Here is an 18,038-nt window from a genome sequence, read left to right as displayed (position 1 = left end):
TTACCAGGGGCCACGTTATCACGGTCTTGAAGCAATGCAACTTCTGGCAAGAAGGATAATCCACGTCCATTTATGCACCCCATTTCTCTGAGTCAAGCAAGTTAAAGTAGGCTGTTTCATGAACTTGGGGATGACGATGCAAAAACGAATTTTATCAGTGGCTTGTCTACTAGCCTTGGTTAGTGGGGCAACTTGGGCTGCTCAGTTTGATGAGCGAGCTGTAATAAATCAGCGGATTGGTGGTGGCCGACCCATCGATGCACCATCATCGACCGAACCATTCAGCAAAGCATCCGCCGGTTGGAATGCAGATCTATCGTGTTCTGCTATGAGCTTGAACAGTGAATTGCTTGGCAGCTTTAACTCCGGCTCCTTCAAACAGCTGCAATCATCACTGGTTGGTCAACTGATGGCTGCAGTGAATCCCACTAGCCTCATCGGGATGGCAATTCAGAGAGCGAATCCTGATCTCTATGACAGTTTGATGTCAGGGAGTATGACGGCTACAGATGCTTTCAATACCAACGTAATGACCTGCCAGGAGATGCAGCAGGGGGTTTTCGATGCATTGCCGGCTGGGGCTCTCAAGAATCTAACAGTGAGTGAGGAATATGCGGAGGCCATCAAGAAGCACGCGAACGGAAACTATCAGTTAAAGGATCTCGTCTTTAAGGATGGTTCGGCCGGGCGGAGTTATGACGATGGCAAGAAAGGCGTTGAGTTCGGTGTTGAGAAGAGAGGAATGATTGGTAAACCTATCAAGGTAACCGAACACACGTCATATGCTGGGTTCAATGCGTTAGCAGGCCGTGCTGCGACCGATAGCTCACCCTTACCTACATCAGCCACTAACGCTATGGGGATGGGGGCCGTATTCAAGTCACCCCGGGAGGCCAACAGCTTCATCTCGGATGTTGTGGGTGAAACCAGGATGTATACCGACAGTGACGCTTCCCCTCGTGAAGAGGATAGAGGCATAGGTGCGAAAGCGGCATATGCCAAGGAGTTTGAAGCAACCAATGCCAAGCTTCTCGATCTTGCAAGGCGACCTAGTTCTAACATCACCACCAAGGATCTCGAGAGCGCATCGACATCGAGTATTAAGGTGACCCGGGACCTGTTGCTTGCGATTAAGCAAATTCATCCAACAGAACAGGCGGCCTATGTATCGGCACTGGCGACCGATATCTCAATGGCCAACACTTACGAAAAACTTCTTCACTCTGTACGGATCATGGATGCTGGTTTGAGGGATGAAAGCGTGACTAACAACGAAGCGGTTCGGTCTGAAGCACTCCACAAAAGAGCCCTGCTCATCCAGGAGATGGACCTACTTGAGCGTGAACTTCGCTTCAAGAAGGAGCTCGCCGGCAGCGCACAGATAGACATTTTGCGCAGAGCAAATCTGGAGAACAAACCGGGCTCGTTCAGAACACCAACTAATGAATTACCTGTTGGCACTGCAAATTAATATCTTTCAGTAGAAAGCAATGGTTATCCATTGCTTTCTCTATAAACCCCTGGAGCTGAAATGAGAAAATACCTCCTTTTTGTTATTTATATACTTGCGGTGTTATTTTGTTCGATATTGTTGATACTTCTTGTCGACACTGATAGTGAGGCTTGGCAGCAATTTGCCCGTTGTGCCACAGTGGCAAAATGGATCATTGTGCCAATTCTAATAATTGCACTCCCGAAAATAATAGAGCGTGCAACAAAAAAGGAATTAACCAAAGATGGGAGGAAATTATTGTGGCAAAGCCAAATCCTTATGGCTGTGGCATTCACTGCGGTTGAAATAATGCATGGGGCACTCTGATGATTGTAAATGAGTGGATTGAACCGTACACGCTTATGATGGGTGTGCACTCAATGGGTGTGATCACAGAAATTCTTTGCTCCAGTGGATTGGTTTATGCACCATTTTTTGTTGCGATCGTTAAATCAATTGTTGAGGCAATGACTCAGGGCGTGGATGAGGGTAATGCCGGTGAATTAGCGGTGAAATTTCTTCGCAAAGAGCTATTGATCATTTTTCCAGTGTTTATTCTAGCCTTCGTTCCAATGGCGAACAGCCAGATGAGATTTGATGTCAACATTAGCAACTATTCTTGTGATGGAGATCAGCGAATCCAGGCACCTCCAACAACTAACCAGCAAATGATGATGGGGAATTTTCAAGGGGGTTACACCAAAGTGCCGGTTTGGTGGCTCGCGGTTCATGACTATTCTTCGACATTTACAAACACAGTTATTGCCAATACACCTTGTGCAGCTGACTTGCAGATGGCTTCTGTGAATATTCAGGCAGCAAATCTCGAAAATAGCTATGACCAGACGATCGCTGATAGTTGGCAACGAGCATGCCTCAGTCCGGCAGTTGGTGATGCAACCCGTAGAGGAAGTCTTGACGACTCTACCTGGGCTGGCTCCCAGTCACTGCGTGAATTTTATAAGAAGGAACAAAATACGGTTTTAATAAGCAGGGAGTCCGCTATCGCAGCTGGCTTGCCGGTTGGGCTATCTGAAGGCGGTGAGGTGAGGCTAAATTGCGATGTCGCATACCAGCATATAGAGGCTGCAGCAGTTTCGGCTGCAAGAAGCCAGTCGCAAGGGTCACTGGAAATATTGATAAACGCTTCACAAGACTCAGAGACAGAGAAGAAGTTGGCGATGTCGAAGGTAGCCAAAGTGCAACCACAAGCAAGCGCCCAACTCACTAATCTATTCGCAGGCGAAACAGACCACACTGTTGCACCAGACAGCGCTTCTGGTTACATGAAGGAGATGATTGGGTGGCTAGGAACTGCGGTGGGAAATTTGCTAAAGGCGCCGGGCACGATTGTGTTGAAGAATACAACACCGATCCAAATCTGTGTTATGCAGATGGCTCTTATTATGGCCACGCCAATTTTGCTGGTATTCTCTGGTTTCAATATAAAAACCGCTCTTGCTATCAGTGCTACATACTTTGGGCTTGAATTCACGTTGGTCTTTGTAAATCTGGCCACCTGGATGGATAACACCCTCAATCTATTCTTCTACTCAAGTATAAACGGTGGGGTTGGGGCGGGCTCTGCAACATTCGTGTCTGGGCTGCAAGAAAGCATCTTGACCAGAGTTGGTTACACCTCATATGACTTGCTACCAAAGTTGTGGATGGCCCTTATGGCATATGTCGGCATTAAGGGTGGTAGCCAGATGATAGGAAGTGCCTCTCAAGGAGTGGAGCAGAACGTAAGCTCTGGGCTCAATACAGGCGCTCGCATCCAGCAACAAGCGGGAAGCATGGCGAACTCCGCCGGCAAGTCATTCATGAAGTCGGGCGGAAAATCATCATGATCGCGAACCATTGGATTGATCCGTACACCCTCTTGATGGGGGTACACATGATGGATGTTGTAGTTGAAGCATTGTGTGTAAGCGGCCTAGTCTATGCTCCATTCTTTGTGGCTATAGTTCAGTCTATAGTTGAGGCCATGACCCAGGGGGATGATGAAGGGAATGCCGGAGAGCTAGCCGTTAAATTCCTGAGGAAGCGCTTACTCGGCATATTTACTGTATTTATTCTGGCCTTTATTCCTGTGGTGGATGTGACAAGCAATATCACAACACGGCCTGCAAATTCGTGTGTTGATCCTGGTGCACCAAATCCAACAAACTCTGTTATCAGTATGGTCGGAAATTTCAATAGCTCGAGTACCAAGGCGCCATTGTTTTGGGCTGCCGTGCATGACTTCTCAAGTATCACCACAAACGTGGTTATCTCGACAACACCATGCGCTGAGGACATCGCAGCAATAAATTCAAACGTAAATACCGCAAATTTCACTAACCCACAAGATCGAGAACTAGCCCAACAATGGGGCAAGAGTTGTCTCGCACCCGCTTCCGGCAAAGTGTCCCAGGGTTCGAAGTTTGATGGTGCCTGGTGGATAGGCCATCCTGATTTCATCGCTCAGTACAAGAAGGAAGGGAGTGTTGTTCTCGTTAATAGTGAGGTTGCCGCCGGCCTGGGTATGACCGGTGATAGTTCTGGCGGACAAACAATACTGGGGTGCAATCAAGCCTTTGTTCATTTGATGGATAGTAGCTTGCAGCGCCTAAATCAAACCGATGGCTTTCCTGTCATGCTGAAGCAGATGGCCGAAAAACATAATCTCTCAGAGCAAGAGATCGCGTATCGGCTTGCTGGTGAGATGATTGGTAGTACCAAAAGAGCTATTGGTGATGCCTTCCAATTACCAGGCGGTAAGATAGTCGTTGAAGATAGTGTGGGTACCAGATCCAACAATGAGGATAGTGAAATTGCTCAGATGATCGCCGCATTCACAACATCGGTTGCGAATGCTGTCAACGCTCCAGACGCAATTGTGTTCCGCCAGTCTATCCCGATTCAGATGGCTGTTGCGCAAATGATTCTTCTGTTGGTTATACCCATCATCTTGGTATTTAGAGGCTTCGACATCAAAGTTACCCTGCTGCTTGCGGGTCTCTATTTCGGGGTTGAGTTCACTGCTGCGATCGTGGCGTTGGCAACCTGGGTAGGAAGTTTGGTTGATGTTATATTTGCTACCGTTTCCACGAATGGAACATATGCTCGTGCCGCAGCTCTTCAGCTCTACACCTATTTGCCATGGGTCTGGTTCTTCATCCTGGGGCTGGTCGGCATACAGGTTGTCATGCCGGGAATTGGGTCGCATGGCGCCGACTTTGGTGGTTCATCTGGGAACGTCGGGAAACTGCTCTCAATGGCCAAGGGGGGGGCCGGACTAGCCACAAAAATGGGAGCCTCATTCATGAAATGACGTTGATAGACCACAAATGTTCACGATATGAAAATGGGGCCTTTGGCCCCACTTTCGATTCTGATGGATAGTGGTTCAGTCATCAACCCCATTACGATGCCAATCGTATTGGTTTTCAAGTTCAGCCTCTGCCCTGTCAGATTCAGACCTACCCGAATCATGGTCAGCGGAGAATGCGCTTGAGTTTCTCAAGTAAATGGCCGAGAAAATTCCAACCACAATCGTAATGAATGGCACCTTGAATGCCAAAAACAGAACCGTAAAACAGATGCCAAACATGGCAGGGTACAGCAGGAACAGATCCCCGCTAGTTGTTTGCCAATAGAACAAGGAGTACATCCACCAGGCAACCAGAGCAGGCAGGAGAACTGCAGCTATGGACACCCTACCACCGAGCATTGGCCAACGTAACCTATGGCAAATTTTTGCAATAGCCACGACACTAAGTAGCATTATGCATCCAGCCAAGATACTGAATGACAATCCACCATGATGAGCCTTTACTGTGAACAACCCTGAGACTAATTGAATTTGATTGATTGCATAGTCAGCTTCTGTGGACTTTGTAAGTTGGTAGACCACATATGAAAATGCAAGAGGTCCATTTACAGGCATCAGATTTCCTGATTTTCTTTCAACCCAAATCAAGGCATTGGTGCATATCTGATTGATCACTTTCATCACCCCCTATCAACGTTGGCAGCTGTGTGCAACCGAGCAGCTTCGGCACACTCCTGGATGAGATGAGAATATCTTGATAATTTCTCCCTCTTGAGCTCGTCGAGCCAACAAAACAAATTTTGATATTTCCTTGAATATCTGCTCGTCGCTCCCCAGCACCACCTCACGCCGGGTCCCCTTGGTTACGACTACTGCTCGATGGATCGGCATTTCTGAACGTGCAGCGAGGACGGATGCCAACAGTTGAACAATGTCAGATTGGTACACTCGGCCCGCACGGCTCTTGTATTCAACCATCACGTTTTGACCGTTCTGGGTGGCAATGATGAAGTCAGGTTTCGCTGTTATTCCGTACTTTTTGTTGATGAACAGCTTCGATTTTCGCCCTTGGTCGGCATAAACTATCTTGCCCTCAATCCCTAAAGGTGAGCCAGGCCGATGTGACCTGCGCCGAGCCAGGTACAACAGTGCGACAAAAACCACGAAGGCAATGAGAAATGCCATAATTATGCATCCTTATTTCCTGCCACCATCCGGGCGAAAGCCAGGACCAGTGAGGCAACTGCAGTCTGTGCACCCGGGAGGGGAGATAGCAACTTGATGGCGAAGGGGGACAATGCATAGTAAGCCTTGATCAATATGCGGCCAAGGTAATGATGGCTCAGATAGCTATCTCGCCAATCCCGTAGTCGCTGTGTTGCTGGATGGTTCGACCCTAGTGCATAACTCGCTACGAAGCAGCGCTGGTCCTGTGTTTGTTGTTCGAACACCGCCGCGGTCACGCTCTCATGACTTGCTGTGCCATAGTCAGCCTTTGCCTGGCTCTGAGCACTCGCAATCACCCCTTGTTCTTGTAGGCTGCTGCCATGCGGACACCATGCCATCTTGCCGATTTTGCTGGCACTCACCAGTTTCCTGTCGTTCATTCCGGCTACCCTCGTCTCATTTCAGCGGAAGGACTTACCGCTCCATATTATCGCAACCTGACAGGGTGCAAGCACGAGGTGAGCGATTGTTGAGAGATTGATGGTCGGCGGGGGGGGGAGCTTCACTGGGCAGGGTTACAGCGAACAACACCTGGATCGCATGCCGAAGACTCCCGTGGCTAGTAGTGAGCAAGCTGGGGGTTGTAAATTTTCCATCAACGTGCGAGATTATAAAGTAATTACTGCTATGCAGTAGTAGGCGACCAAGGGGTTAAGCAAGTCGCCCTGTCTGTTGACAGATCCCAGCGTCCAATTTCCTTGTCGTGGGTACATCAAACTGCTTTCTGAGTGGTTTGATGTACCCACGACACGATAGGAAATTTCATGGACATAACCTTCGCTGGTGAACTCGCCGTTTTCTCTGCCTGCTGCATCGCCGGGTGGCAGATTTCAAAACCTGTGATTGCCGTATGGCGATCCCTCACTTTATCCCACCCCACGAAAGCCAAATTTCGTTCCTGGTGATTTGCAAGTCCCCTTTTCAGGGGCTTGCACACTCAATTCCATCATACGTCAGCATCATGCAGTTTCCCTTGATTCTACATACCCATACTTGGTTGTATCGGCATGATGAATTTCGGGCAACATGCCTGAATAGCTAGTCCGTGTAACCATCTAGCAGCCATTCGGCACCACGCACATCAAACCCAACCAACAGGTTAACTCTTAACTAGGCTCACGCCAGATTTTAAGGTAGGCAATATGGAAACCATCATAGTCTTGGGGTTCTTCGCTATTCTCGTTTTTGCCTTTGCCGGCGGAATGAGGGAACAACTGCTCAAAAGCACTGAGGCTGACCAGCGCGAACTGGATGGCCATCGCAAAAAAGCCATGATGGCAGAAGCCGCCACAATGGCTGCAGACATCATCAAACAAGAGTTTAGTAATGAGTTGTCGGAGGTACGTTTTAAAGCAGCAGTAGAGAGCGCTGTTGAGGAACGTCTTCGTGCAGCAGGGGTCGTCGGCGCTACCGTCAATCCCGCGGCCGCGAGGCCCGCTAGACCTGCTAGACCTGCTCAGGCAGAGGCTAGTTGGCGCGCCCAGGCTGCAGGGATGAACCTTCATCCCCAAAGCTCAGATGAAAATGAAGTCGAACAGCAGGCGTACCAGCCTGCTGAATACTCACGGGAACAAGATTTCCCTCAAGCACGTCCAATGTGACAAAGAGGCTGCCCCAGGGCAGCCTCTTATCGCATGCAGTTATGTGAATCGGCTCAGGAAAGCACGCTTTTTCCTGAGATGATTTGCCAAGTGGCAAAGAGCGATAGGGGTTTTAAGTCGCAGGCGTACAGCCACCCAACATCAACCACATAGGATTACGACTATGAGAATGAGCAACAAGACAAACGAGGTGAGGCTTGGCGGTTACGTGAGCCATGCCGACATCCGGATGGGTCAATATGGACCGTATGGCCCGGCAACCATCGCAATCGATGATGGTTATCGGGACCCCAAATCAGGACAGTGGGTAGATCGTACCCAGTTCATTCGGGTGGAGCTTTCTGGGGAAAAAACCCCAGCCATCAAGAAGGGTGACTATCTTGAAATTTCTGGGCGGCTCGCCTTTGAATCTTGGGAACAGGGTGGGGTAACCCGTTCTGGGCTAAAGGTTAAGGTGGCGTGTATCAACGTACACATTCCGGTCGAGGCAATAGCTTGTTTGAAGCAGTCCGGCTTTGCCAAAAACTCGCAAGGGCGGCCTCAGCAGAGTCAGCAGAGTCAGCAGAGTCAGCAGTCTCAAAGACCTCAACAAGCCTCACGCTCGCAACAACCTCAGCAAAACTGGGGGCATCCCCAGCAACACCAGGCCAGCCCCCAGCAACAGCAGGGACCCCGGCAACAGGAATATGACCACCGTCGCCGCGCCTAACCAATCAGCCTGAAATGGCAACACCAACCAGCCTCGCATTGACGAGGCTTTTTTTTTGGAGAAAAACATGGCTATTCAAACCGTAGATAAAATTCTTGGTGTCCAGATCGACGAAGTTAATGACACGCTTCGAGACCTGTTGTTCTTAGAAGTGATCTGCGCTGGCTACAGTCCGACTACGTTGGATTTCAAGAAGACCATTCGGTTCATCGAGCGCACCCAGCTCAACCCTTTCGATGGGACGTTGTTTGCTCGTCGCACCAACCTGGGGATTGAGATCGGGCTGCGTGTAGATGGATGGCTGCAGCTTGCAAAACAGGCTGGCGTCAGAGAGATCATCCATACCTACTCCGAAAACATCCTTACCTTCGCTGAGATGGCTAAAGATGTTCGTGGGCATGAGTGGATTGAGACTACATTGGTAGCTGCTGATGGCGGGCGGTTTGTGCACCGGGAGTATCTGGCTGAGAACTTCTTCAATACAGAAGCCTGGTGCCATATGCCCAATAGGTCGTTGGGCCACAAATCGACTGCTCAAACGATCCGGTTATTAACTGGCGTTTACGCAGCAGATGAAAGCCAAGCGAGTATCAGTCCTAAAGATGGGGGGCTTACTGTCCTCGTAGATAGTGGACCGGCCGCCCAGGTCGAAGCGAAGCCAGCAGAAGCGCCGGCCGCCCAGGTCGAAGCGAAGCCAGCAGAAGCGCCGGCCGCCCAGGTCGAAGCGAAGCCAGCAGAAACGCCGGCCGCCCAGGTCGAAGCGAAGCCAGCAGAAACGCCGGCCGCCCAGGTCGAAGCGAAGCCAGCGGAAACGCCGGTGGCTCATGACGATGCAAAACCAACCACACTAGAGGAAATTATCAAATTCCCATGGGGTGGTTACTTACCTTCAGATCGGTTGCGTGGGGATGTCCGGATCGGTTTTGGCCGGACAGTTCAGACAAAGCAATGGGGTGCTCTTCGTGGGTACTTCAAGTCAACCAGAATGAGCGATGATGATCGCGCATGGGTGCTAGCCGCTCTCGACCAGATGGAGGCTGTCACTCATGGGTAAGGATGAAGATCTCGTGGTTCGCCGCGGTTTAAGACCTTTGTAACAACAGAATGAGGGCCTTTGGTCCTCTTTCTCATTCTCGAAAGAGTTATTCGTAGATAGATGAAAACGACGAATTACTCTCGGGTGATCACGCGAATAGGCCTGCAAATCGCGCTAGCGGCCAACACCAACCCGGGCGAAAGCCCATAACCAAGAACCGTAGGGGAGAGGCTGCCCTACGGGCCGCCCTCCTTCTCTATGGAGGGCACCATGATACTTTGGCAACGAGACATGTTTGATTCTGATAAGGATGTGCTATTCATCCCCTCAGAACGGGCAATAAAGCCAAAAGGCTCAACGAAATCTAAGGCTGTTGTCAGTGAGCCTGTTTCACTGACCAATAACAGTGCAATGCCATTACCGTTGCTGTTCCCGGAACTGTTCCAGGAAGACCAACCGGATCTGCAAGACAGGCCTGAAGAGGGCTCGCTTGTTTGGTCCGATGACGGTATAGCAACTCTATGCGGTGTTGTACTGAATGATGCCATTTATGGCCTGATTTCACCAAAGTGCGGCACTGAATCGAGGGAGTTGGGGATCGAATGGTTGTTCAAACAAGAGCTTGCACCCTTCAGCTTTAGGCATTGCTGCATCATGTTAGATGTCAACCCCGAACGCATGCTTGCTGGGATTTTCCGGCAGGTAGTCACTAGGCGGAACTATCTACGACGGTGCTCAAAACTGAGCCACAAGGAACATGAACTGCTCCTGTGGCTTGAAATGCAGGGCTGGCTGGATGAGGTTATCTCGATGGCCATGACGGACGAAGATGACGGTTGGGATTTCAACCCAACAGCCACCTACGCCCATTATGAGCGGCAACTTAACCGGCCAGACAATTACCTATATTAATTAACCTGTAAACTAGGGGGCTTACGGCCCCCTTATTTCACTGAACACACCAAGAACATTCACGTATAAATACTTCCGGTCAGCTACATCCCGGGGAGATAAAATATTATTTTCTTTCGTCAGAGGGCAAACCAGCCCTTCCTGAGCCATTTCCTATGGCTCAGGAAGGTCGGGTTGCATTATCCGCTGCAGCCTTAAACTGTGTGCAGAGGAATGCTGATATTTGATTTTTAATTATAAGGATTGCAGCTATATCAGCCTGTCTCAGGAATATTTTTATGCCGCGCACAAGCCCGGTGGCTTTACTGCACCTGTGATGGCCAATGCGCGTAAGGCTAGGTCTTCGTTGTAATTAGACCTGTGTAACGGCATCTGAGCTAAGAGATGAGATATGTACCTTCTTCAAAAGTCATTTAACAATGATTTATTTATGGTCCAAGAGGTTCAACCAGAAGATGTTGAAACTTGGCTAGAGAACCGCGTTTCATTGTTCGCGTCGGAAACCCATGCGGCATATGCGCAAACATTACTTGGCACAATGCAGGCGCCAAGCTGGACCCCGGACTTCAGAAAGTATGGGACCATATTATCACCGGATTTCCCTTATTTTTGCGCCGAAAATGTAAGGGAGTTCAATGATGCATGGTTGCGCATTATGGCAACAGAAGTTCGTCTCCGCATTATGCAGAAATTAAATTTCGTAGAGGAGATTCATTTCAGCATATCGGACATCATGAATCCGCCTCCAGCTCCATGGCTGTGCTTGGTTGATCGCGAGAGTCAGACTGTGTTGGTCGTTGATCGCACCGGTACGGCATTGGGGGGGAGTGAGAAAAACCTTGTCATGGCAGTCAAACACAGATTTCGTTTTAATCGAGACTTGCTGGCCCCCTCAGGAAAGCATCTCGAGATGATAGAAGTGCGCCTGGGGTCAATCACCTAATTAGGTGCAGGGCTGGCTGGCTAGCATACCGCGGTCAGTCCATCTATTATGTAGGCGTTTTGATTGCTGGCCCGGAAGTCACCTCTGGGCTGAGGAATGGATAACGGTTTCTTAAAGGACGCCTGATGCAACAAGAAAACAAGCGTGACTATACCCCGCGCAACATTATGACACTAGCCAAGAAGCTTGGAACGCTTGAGCAGCGTAAAGAACTGCAGGCCTTGCTGACTACCTACATCGAGAATGAAGAGCTTGAGCTGCTGAGACTGGAAGAGGAGCAAAATCAAAAGGCCGCCAAAATCACCGAACTATTCGAGAGAATGGCAGATTCCGGGATTGATATTCAGGATCTAGTCGCGGCATCGCAAGGGCGACCAAGCACAGGCAAGCGCCGGCCTTATAAGAAACGGCAGAAGCAGCAAGAACCAGAGCAACCGGCTCAAACTCCTCAAACCTCAACCACCGATACCCCCGGTAGCTGATGATTCACCCGGAGCGGCTACTGGCTCCTGATGTGATGGCCAAGTGGATAAACTGCCACTGTGCAGCTTATCCACTGGCATTAAGTGTTACTCCAGCCCGCTGAATAGCAGCTGCTCATGCAAGAAATAAAATCGTTACTTTTCAACCCCGCCGACATGACTGGCATTTTTTGAACTAACCGGACGGTCACTTAGTTGCCAATTACCGGGCCCGTAGGTTAATCTGTCTGAGTCCTCGGTGCCTATTAGTGGACGAGCCGCTTGGCTCGGCACCAACTTCCAATCCTCCGGTCTTCTGCCGACTTCCTCACCCGTGATCTATCACCCAAGCCCTCGCAGGCTGATTCTGCATGTCCGTTCGCCGGTATTTCTCCGGCGCCAGCTTACATGCAGAAACAGCCCAAGGCTGTCTCATGGTACTCGGTCTGCAATGTGCCACTCGCGACCAACCCCAACCCGCCCAACTAGGCAATCCCCATTAAGGAACTTGATATGTCCAATGTGAACTATCTCCCCCCCAAAGCACTGCGCCGCCTACTGGCAGAACAATGCCAGCAAAGCGGCATCGATGGTGTTGATGTGCTTCTGTATGCAGTGATCGGTGAGTGGCTTTGCCGCCGGTACGGATCGACTGATGATTGGAGCCTGCCCGAAGAGGCCGTGACATGGCTTGCGGCAGAGTCGGGCTTTAAAGAGGACCAGCGAGTGAAGGCAACTTACATTGCCAGGCTCATCTGTGACTACCATGCCGGCCGCAAGTCTGCGCATTGCCCTATTTTCACGATCACCTGTGATTGTGGTCGGCAGGTGAGCCGGAAAGGGCAGGAAGCCCATCGCTACCCAATGTACCGTTGCACCTGTGGCCGCAGCTGTGGCTATCACAAAGGTGATGGATGGCCATTGGGTTTGATGGCCGACCGCGACGCTCGCCGCTGGCGTGGCATATTGCATCAAGCTTATGACCAACTGTGTGAACAATGGCGCATAGACAATAAACGCGGCTATGTGAAGCTTGCTGCGTTGTTGGGCGTTCCTCTGCACCAGTGCCATTTCAGTTTGGTGGTCGAGGTCAATCGAGCAATGGAAATCCGCAACATCATGCTTGAGGAAATTGACCGTATTCAAAGAGAGGGGCAAGGAGTTGGCGGGGTATCCCAACAGCTGTCCCTGGTACCGTGATTCGATCAACCCGGGAGCAATACTCTCAAGACAAACCCCTGGCCAAGCTGGGGGTTTTTCGTGTTCAGGCTATCGTCCGATTGACTGCTGGCCAGGCACACATCATCCCCCTGAGCCCTACCCGTGATCTTTCACCCAAGCCCTCGAGGTTGATTCTGCATGTCCGTTCACCGGCATATCTCCGGCGTCAGCGCACATGCAGAAACAGCCCTGGCTGTCTCTATGGCACTCGGTCTGCAACGTGCCACTCGCGACCAATACCAATCCGCCTCTAGGCAATTCTAAGGAACAACCGATGCTCTTAACCAAAGCACATGTGCGGAAGTGTCCGCATTTTAATGACGATCTGTTAGGTCAAGAACCCAGCGCCTCGATGATCGAGTTTCTGGCGAAATTCAGTGAGCCTGAAGATCAAGAGATCTGCTTCGGCCGGCTCATGGAGGTCATGCAAGACTATTTGCACTCGATTAGGGTGCAGATCGGTCTGAGCTTGATTGAAGCCAACGGCGGCTCTGGGCTCTCTCTGGAGCTAAGTGATGAGAAAGGGGCTCTAGCCGTAGTCTTCCCCGAGCCTTCTGCTCGGGGGGGGTATCGTGTGAGCTTCTACGATGTCAATGGCCCCATCACGCATGAACTGTTCAGTTCTGTTAATGAATGCGTACTTCATGCCATCAAACTCGGATATCGCAATCACGCTCCTGGGCGACTTGATCAATTAACTGACCTTCGTTCGTGGAGGCGTGGTGTGAAATGGGCTTCGCTGCTATTGCGATACCACGGGAATCCGTACCAGTTTTTGCTAGACCACCCTGACTATCTCGATAGTTGAACTAATCCCCGGGCTTTGCGCTCGGGTCATTCATGGCGCTTGGTCTGTAACGCGCCACCAGTGACCAACCCCAACCCGCCCTACCCGGGCAACCAATTAAGGACAACACATGGACAACTTCGATCTCTTCGAACACATCGATTTTCTTGATGAGCAAGCTTGTGCAATCAGCATTGCGGAGCCCTCCTTGGCGCAGCCTCAGGCCACAATTTACCGTGGCGACAAGTGGGATCAGCTGAGGGAAACTTTGCTGAACAACGAGGAACTGATGGCTGCGATCAGTGATACGACCGGGCAGCCACTGTCCAGCATGATCACTGAAGCTGTACTTGCCATCCGAGCCACCTTACTCGATGGGTTTACCATCTCTCTTGCGCTCAGTGGGGGGAAGGATTCGACGGGTACTCTACATCTGCTGCTGTTCGCGATGATAGGGCTAGTTCGTGAGGGCCGCGGCAACGAGATCTCTGCCTACCACTGGATCAGTCACACTGATACACAGGTCGAGAATCCTGAAGTGCGCAATCTCGCTGACCGGCAGCTTGCCGCGATACAGGAGCTCATCGACAAGGAGCGATTGCCACTGGCTATCGTAGTTGGCAAGCCAAGTCTTGCATCGTCTTGGACAGGGCGTGTTTTGACTGGCCGAGGCCTTCCCACGTATGTCACTAGCTCCTCGCCACAATGCAGCATTGACCTGAAGGTAACAACAGGCAACAGAGTGAAGGCACAGATGATCAAGCGCATGCCGAAAGATATGCGTGAGAAGGTTTGTCTAGTGCTGGGTTCTCGTGATGCAGAGGGCGCTACCCGAGCTGGTAATATCGCCAAGCGCGGAGGACACGCCACAGCGCCGGTCAAAACAAGTGCAGGGTGGGAGCTATACCCCATTCGGCACTGGTCGCAAGGGGATGTGTGGGAACTGCTAATGAGCTGCGGTAACGACGCATCAGCGCATTTGCCATTACCAAGCTACCAAGCCAATAACAGAGAACTGGCTGAGCTGTACCGTGATGCAACAGGTGAATGTATCTGGAGTGCAAGCGAAAGGAAGGTCTCTGATGCCTGCGGCGCTAGAACTGGATGCTGGACTTGCCTTCGAGGTGGTACAGATAAAAGCATGGAAAACATGCTTTATCATGAGGTCAATGGGGTTAAAACCCTGGTTGACCGTTACGCCTACATGGTGAACCTTAACAACATCCAACGGCTTTTAGGTGTCAAGCAATGGTCTTGGGAAGATCGTCATCCTGTTGGAAGGACAATCTACGCTGGTGGATTCATTAAGGTACAGCCTGACGTGTTTTCGCCTAGTTTCTTAGCTCGACTGCTGCGTTTATGCTGTTCTGCAGACTATGTGGAGCAGCAAAGGGCAGAGGAGCTGGAGATGAAACTACTCCTTGGTGAAATTGAGGACAACGACTATAACCAGCGCATGTCTAAACCCCAGTTCCGGATTGTGTCACCTGAGCAGTTGTTACACGTGAGTTGGCTGTGGGATTTCCACTGCTTTCATTCAACGCCATTCCAAGCGATAGAGATTTATCGCAGTGTCTGGGAGGATGGAAACATAGAGCTGCTCACAGAAGTTGAGTTAACAACAGCGGTACCGGCGACCAAGATTCCGCAAGAGTTTTGGCTGAAGATCCCAAATCTTAAATGGGGGTCTGATGAGCTGACCGATGGGCTGTCCGATCCGATGTTGTCGGCCACCTACTTTGATGGCCAAGACGATCGGAGGGCTGCCACCAAGGTTCGCACTCATGATGGAAATCGCACAATCGGGCCGGTAGAGACAGCAAAGCAACTGACCATTGATGGTGATGTTGCTAGCTGGATCATCTGGGAAGAGTATGACCGGATGAGAGAATCCGCCCAGGCTGGTGAGATGACGAACACTGCTGCAGTTCTATATCTGCTGCGCTTTGGTGTGGTGCAGATCACACCAAGCAAGGTTGCAGATATGCATATGATGGCCCAACGTGGCCAACGTATGCGGCAAATGGGGTTATCTGGTGACCAGTCGTTAATGGGCATCTACTGCCGAAGTGACTTGGAAATTCTGAGTACCCCTGAGTACCGGCAAATCGTCCAGGCGGAATACCGTCGTCACGAGATCAAACATCTGGCCAGGGCGAGACAAATGCGCAGGCTATGTTGGATCAGCTTCACGCTGGACTACCATCGTCAGAACAACACCGCCTTCTGGGCCGATGTTGAGCATGTTCTGTTTGCTGAGCAGGAGGTTGAGGCACAAGAGCAAGCCAAACGTATAGGGTTCGATCTGGAGTGCAGGATTTCCTCTGTGATTGCTGTGAGGGTCGCTCGGTTAACAAACGGCGGGATCAACGCAGCATCGCTGCAACTGGAAAAGCGATGGAAAAGGCAGATTGCAGCCAGCTTATCGCAACTCCGCGGCAAAGTCGGTTCATTGGTGCGCAAGCATCTTGATACCGAGCTAGTCCGGTTGCAACGTCAGTTGGAGACAGGGGAGGGGGTTTCTCCCTCATCAGTTTTTAGTGACGTAGCCTACCCTAACGTGACTTATCTCAGCTTCGTTCGGATGGTCAAAACAGGGCGGCGATTAGTTGCGTATTCCGGCGAAGTTGAACAGCCATTCCGGCCAACGTGAACACCCTGATCCTTAACGCGCTCACGTCACCCCGTTTCTAACTCGAGTGTTCAGATTGGGTCAACTCACTTCTCCTCTTTCTCATCGATTCTCCCTTCAGTGACAGCCGGTGAGCGTTGTGCATCAGCCGGTCCAGGATCGCATCTGCCAGAGTGTTGTCCCCCAAGCTCGCGTACCACTCTTCCGTTGGCAGCTGACTGACCACGACCGTCGAGTATTTCCCGTACCGATCATCCATGATCTCCAGCAGGGCGTTGCGCTGCTCGGCATTCACCGCTTCCAGTCCCCAGTCATCCAGGATCAGCAGCTCTATCCTTGCCAGTTGACCCAGCAGTCTGGCGTAACTGCCATCTACCTTGGCCTGGCTCAGCTCAAGTAGCAGACGCGGCAGCCGGTAGTAACGAGTGCTGTGCCCCTGCTGACAGGCTTGGTAGCCCAGCGCACAGGCTAGGTAGGTTTTTCCGCAGCCACAGGGGCCGGTAATGAGCAGGTTCTGGCCCCGGCGCAGCCACTCTCCTTGGGCCAGGTTTGCCACCTGTGACCGCTCCAGGTTGCGTGCAGACTGGTAGTCCACCTCTTGCACCGTGGCCTGGAGTTTGAGCCTCGCCTGCTTGACCAGCCGAGCTTGTTTACGCTGCTCCCGGCTCAGTTGTTCGTGTTCGACCAGCAGGCTTAGCCGCTCGATGAAGGGCAGCCCTTCGTAGGTACTTGCCTGTTCCAGTTGTTGTTGCACGGCATCCGCCATGCCAGTCAGTTTCAGGTGTCTCAAGCGGGTCAGCGTTTGTTGGGTCATGGGTTTTTTCCTCGTTAGTGGAAGCTCTGGGGGCCGCGGATGTTCTCGTGCTCTTGCGGCAGTTCTGGATAACTGAGCGGACTTGCGGGCAGTTGGTCGCGGCCACTGGTCAGCACCGACTTGAGCTGCTTGAGCCGCACCAGTCCTTCCCGGTTGGCCAGCTGGCAACAGCCTTCGACTCGTGATGGCGGATACTCCCGGCTAAGACTCAGCAGTCCCAGGCAGAGTCGGTATGCCTGCTCGGCATGGGCTTTCTCTGCCAGCCGTTCGCTAACCCAGCACAAGGTGCCCGGTCCGATGTCGGCAGCCCACTGCTTAAGACGCCCTGGCGTCCAGCGTTGCTGCTTGCTGTGACGTTCCGGCATGTGCTCAGGGAGTGTGCTCATCCCCGGGATGGTTTTACGCGGATGGCTCGCGACCAGCTGTTGCTGGTGATAGACCTGAAGCAGGGTATCGCCCGCATGGAGCTCCAGTTGCTGACCCACATACTGGTGCGGCACCGAGTAATGGTGCTGCTCATAACTGACGTGATAGTCGATGTTGACCTTGACCGTTTTGATGGCGACATAGCGATAGGGATGCACCGGTAGTGACCCCAGTGCCGGGCGGTCCAACTGCTCAAACGCCTCGCGTCGGTTACCGGGCAGCTGCTTGAACGGGCGCTCGTTGAGCTCATTCAACAAAGCCCGGATGCACTGGTTTAGCTCGGCAAGCGAGAAGAAGGTCTGATGGCGTAGACGAGCCAGGATCCAGCGCTCGACGATCTGCACACCCACCTCGGCCTTGGCTTTGTCCTTAGGCTTGTAAGGGCGAGCTGGCATCACCGCCACCTGATAGTGCTCGGCCAACTGCTGGTAGCTGGGGTTGAGCTCGGGATCGTATCGGCA

17 protein-coding genes and 1 pseudogene are annotated in these 18,038 nt (G+C 51.5%); 13 read left to right on the top strand and 5 right to left on the bottom strand.

Features of this window, described 5'->3' with window-relative positions; all coding sequences use genetic code 11:
• Positions 1-130 precede the first annotated feature (130 nt).
• Genes PG887_RS09510 through PG887_RS09495 form a run of 4 tightly spaced genes read left to right on the top strand, consistent with a single transcriptional unit; the run spans position 131 to position 4,808 of the window.
• Positions 131-1,471 (top strand): hypothetical protein, encoded by a 1,341-nt coding sequence (locus PG887_RS09510; RefSeq protein ID WP_210537786.1) that lies wholly within the window; start codon positions 131-133, stop codon positions 1,469-1,471.
• Positions 1,472-1,531: 60 nt separating this feature from the next.
• On the top strand, positions 1,532-1,819 hold the full coding sequence (locus PG887_RS09505) for a hypothetical protein (protein WP_210537784.1): 288 nt from the start codon (positions 1,532-1,534) through the stop codon (positions 1,817-1,819).
• Complete coding sequence (locus tag PG887_RS09500; RefSeq protein WP_210537782.1) at positions 1,819-3,342, top strand: conjugal transfer protein TraG N-terminal domain-containing protein; 1,524 nt, start codon at positions 1,819-1,821, stop codon at positions 3,340-3,342. The genes PG887_RS09505 and PG887_RS09500 overlap by 1 nt, the downstream gene beginning before the upstream one ends.
• On the top strand, positions 3,339-4,808 hold the full coding sequence (locus PG887_RS09495; RefSeq protein ID WP_210537780.1) for a conjugal transfer protein TraG N-terminal domain-containing protein: 1,470 nt from the start codon (positions 3,339-3,341) through the stop codon (positions 4,806-4,808). Before PG887_RS09500 ends, PG887_RS09495 begins: the two co-directional genes overlap by 4 nt.
• Positions 4,809-4,883: 75 nt before the next feature.
• Here PG887_RS09495 and PG887_RS09490 read toward each other — a convergent pair whose 3' ends face one another.
• Genes PG887_RS09490 through PG887_RS09480 form a run of 3 tightly spaced genes read right to left on the bottom strand, consistent with a single transcriptional unit; the run spans position 4,884 to position 6,415 of the window.
• Entirely contained in the window at positions 4,884-5,489 is a 606-nt protein-coding gene (locus tag PG887_RS09490) for a hypothetical protein (protein ID WP_210537778.1), read from the bottom strand.
• A gap of 9 nt (positions 5,490-5,498) precedes the next feature.
• Complete coding sequence (locus PG887_RS09485; protein ID WP_210537776.1) at positions 5,499-5,993, bottom strand: CRISPR-associated protein Cas4; 495 nt, start codon at positions 5,991-5,993, stop codon at positions 5,499-5,501.
• Between the two features lie 2 nt (positions 5,994-5,995).
• The gene (locus PG887_RS09480) at positions 5,996-6,415 is read right to left on the bottom strand and encodes a CFI-box-CTERM domain-containing protein (protein WP_210537770.1); all 420 of its coding nucleotides are present in this window, start codon (positions 6,413-6,415) and stop codon (positions 5,996-5,998) included.
• Between the two features lie 762 nt (positions 6,416-7,177).
• On the opposite strand from PG887_RS09480, the gene PG887_RS09475 reads away from it, so the two are divergent.
• The 9 genes from PG887_RS09475 (at position 7,178) to PG887_RS09435 (ending at position 16,358) form a co-directional block, all read left to right on the top strand.
• On the top strand, positions 7,178-7,636 hold the full coding sequence (locus PG887_RS09475; protein ID WP_210537762.1) for a hypothetical protein: 459 nt from the start codon (positions 7,178-7,180) through the stop codon (positions 7,634-7,636).
• A gap of 169 nt (positions 7,637-7,805) precedes the next feature.
• Positions 7,806-8,345, top strand: a complete 540-nt coding sequence (locus tag PG887_RS09470; protein WP_210537760.1) for a single-stranded DNA-binding protein — start codon at positions 7,806-7,808, stop codon at positions 8,343-8,345.
• A gap of 67 nt (positions 8,346-8,412) precedes the next feature.
• Positions 8,413-9,399 carry a hypothetical protein gene (locus PG887_RS09465; RefSeq protein ID WP_270682314.1) on the top strand — a complete coding sequence of 329 codons (987 nt, stop codon included), beginning with the start codon at positions 8,413-8,415 and terminating at the stop codon, positions 9,397-9,399.
• A 252-nt stretch (positions 9,400-9,651) separates the two neighbouring features.
• Positions 9,652-10,293 carry a hypothetical protein gene (locus tag PG887_RS09460; RefSeq protein WP_210537758.1) on the top strand — a complete coding sequence of 214 codons (642 nt, stop codon included), beginning with the start codon at positions 9,652-9,654 and terminating at the stop codon, positions 10,291-10,293.
• A gap of 391 nt (positions 10,294-10,684) precedes the next feature.
• Positions 10,685-11,236 carry a hypothetical protein gene (locus tag PG887_RS09455; protein ID WP_210537756.1) on the top strand — a complete coding sequence of 184 codons (552 nt, stop codon included), beginning with the start codon at positions 10,685-10,687 and terminating at the stop codon, positions 11,234-11,236.
• Between the two features lie 125 nt (positions 11,237-11,361).
• Positions 11,362-11,718 carry an H-NS family histone-like protein gene (locus PG887_RS09450; RefSeq protein ID WP_216945364.1) on the top strand — a complete coding sequence of 119 codons (357 nt, stop codon included), beginning with the start codon at positions 11,362-11,364 and terminating at the stop codon, positions 11,716-11,718.
• Positions 11,719-12,210: 492 nt separating this feature from the next.
• A complete protein-coding gene (locus PG887_RS09445; RefSeq protein WP_210537752.1) occupies positions 12,211-12,897 on the top strand; it encodes a zinc-finger-containing protein in 687 nt (228 codons plus the stop codon).
• A 295-nt stretch (positions 12,898-13,192) separates the two neighbouring features.
• The gene (locus tag PG887_RS09440; RefSeq protein WP_210537750.1) at positions 13,193-13,726 is read left to right on the top strand and encodes a hypothetical protein; all 534 of its coding nucleotides are present in this window, start codon (positions 13,193-13,195) and stop codon (positions 13,724-13,726) included.
• Positions 13,727-13,835: 109 nt separating this feature from the next.
• Positions 13,836-16,358, top strand: coding sequence for a phosphoadenosine phosphosulfate reductase (locus PG887_RS09435; protein ID WP_270821565.1), 2,523 nt, complete (start codon positions 13,836-13,838; stop codon positions 16,356-16,358).
• Between the two features lie 37 nt (positions 16,359-16,395).
• Here the strand turns inward: PG887_RS09435 and istB are convergent, their stop codons facing one another.
• Together istB and istA are read right to left on the bottom strand one after the other, a co-directional pair.
• Positions 16,396-17,151 (bottom strand): IS21-like element ISAs29 family helper ATPase IstB, encoded by a 756-nt coding sequence (gene istB, locus PG887_RS09430; RefSeq protein WP_000194037.1) that lies wholly within the window; start codon positions 17,149-17,151, stop codon positions 16,396-16,398.
• Between the two features lie 14 nt (positions 17,152-17,165).
• Positions 17,166-18,038 (bottom strand): annotated as a pseudogene (istA, locus tag PG887_RS09425) (IS21-like element ISAs29 family transposase); the annotation flags it as partial.

It is taken from the genome of Aeromonas sp. QDB14, from assembly GCF_027707845.1.
Lineage (GTDB): Bacteria > Pseudomonadota > Gammaproteobacteria > Enterobacterales > Aeromonadaceae > Aeromonas > Aeromonas caviae.
The sequence above is the reverse complement of the archived record's forward strand: the minus strand, read 5'-3'. Positions and strand labels throughout refer to the sequence as shown.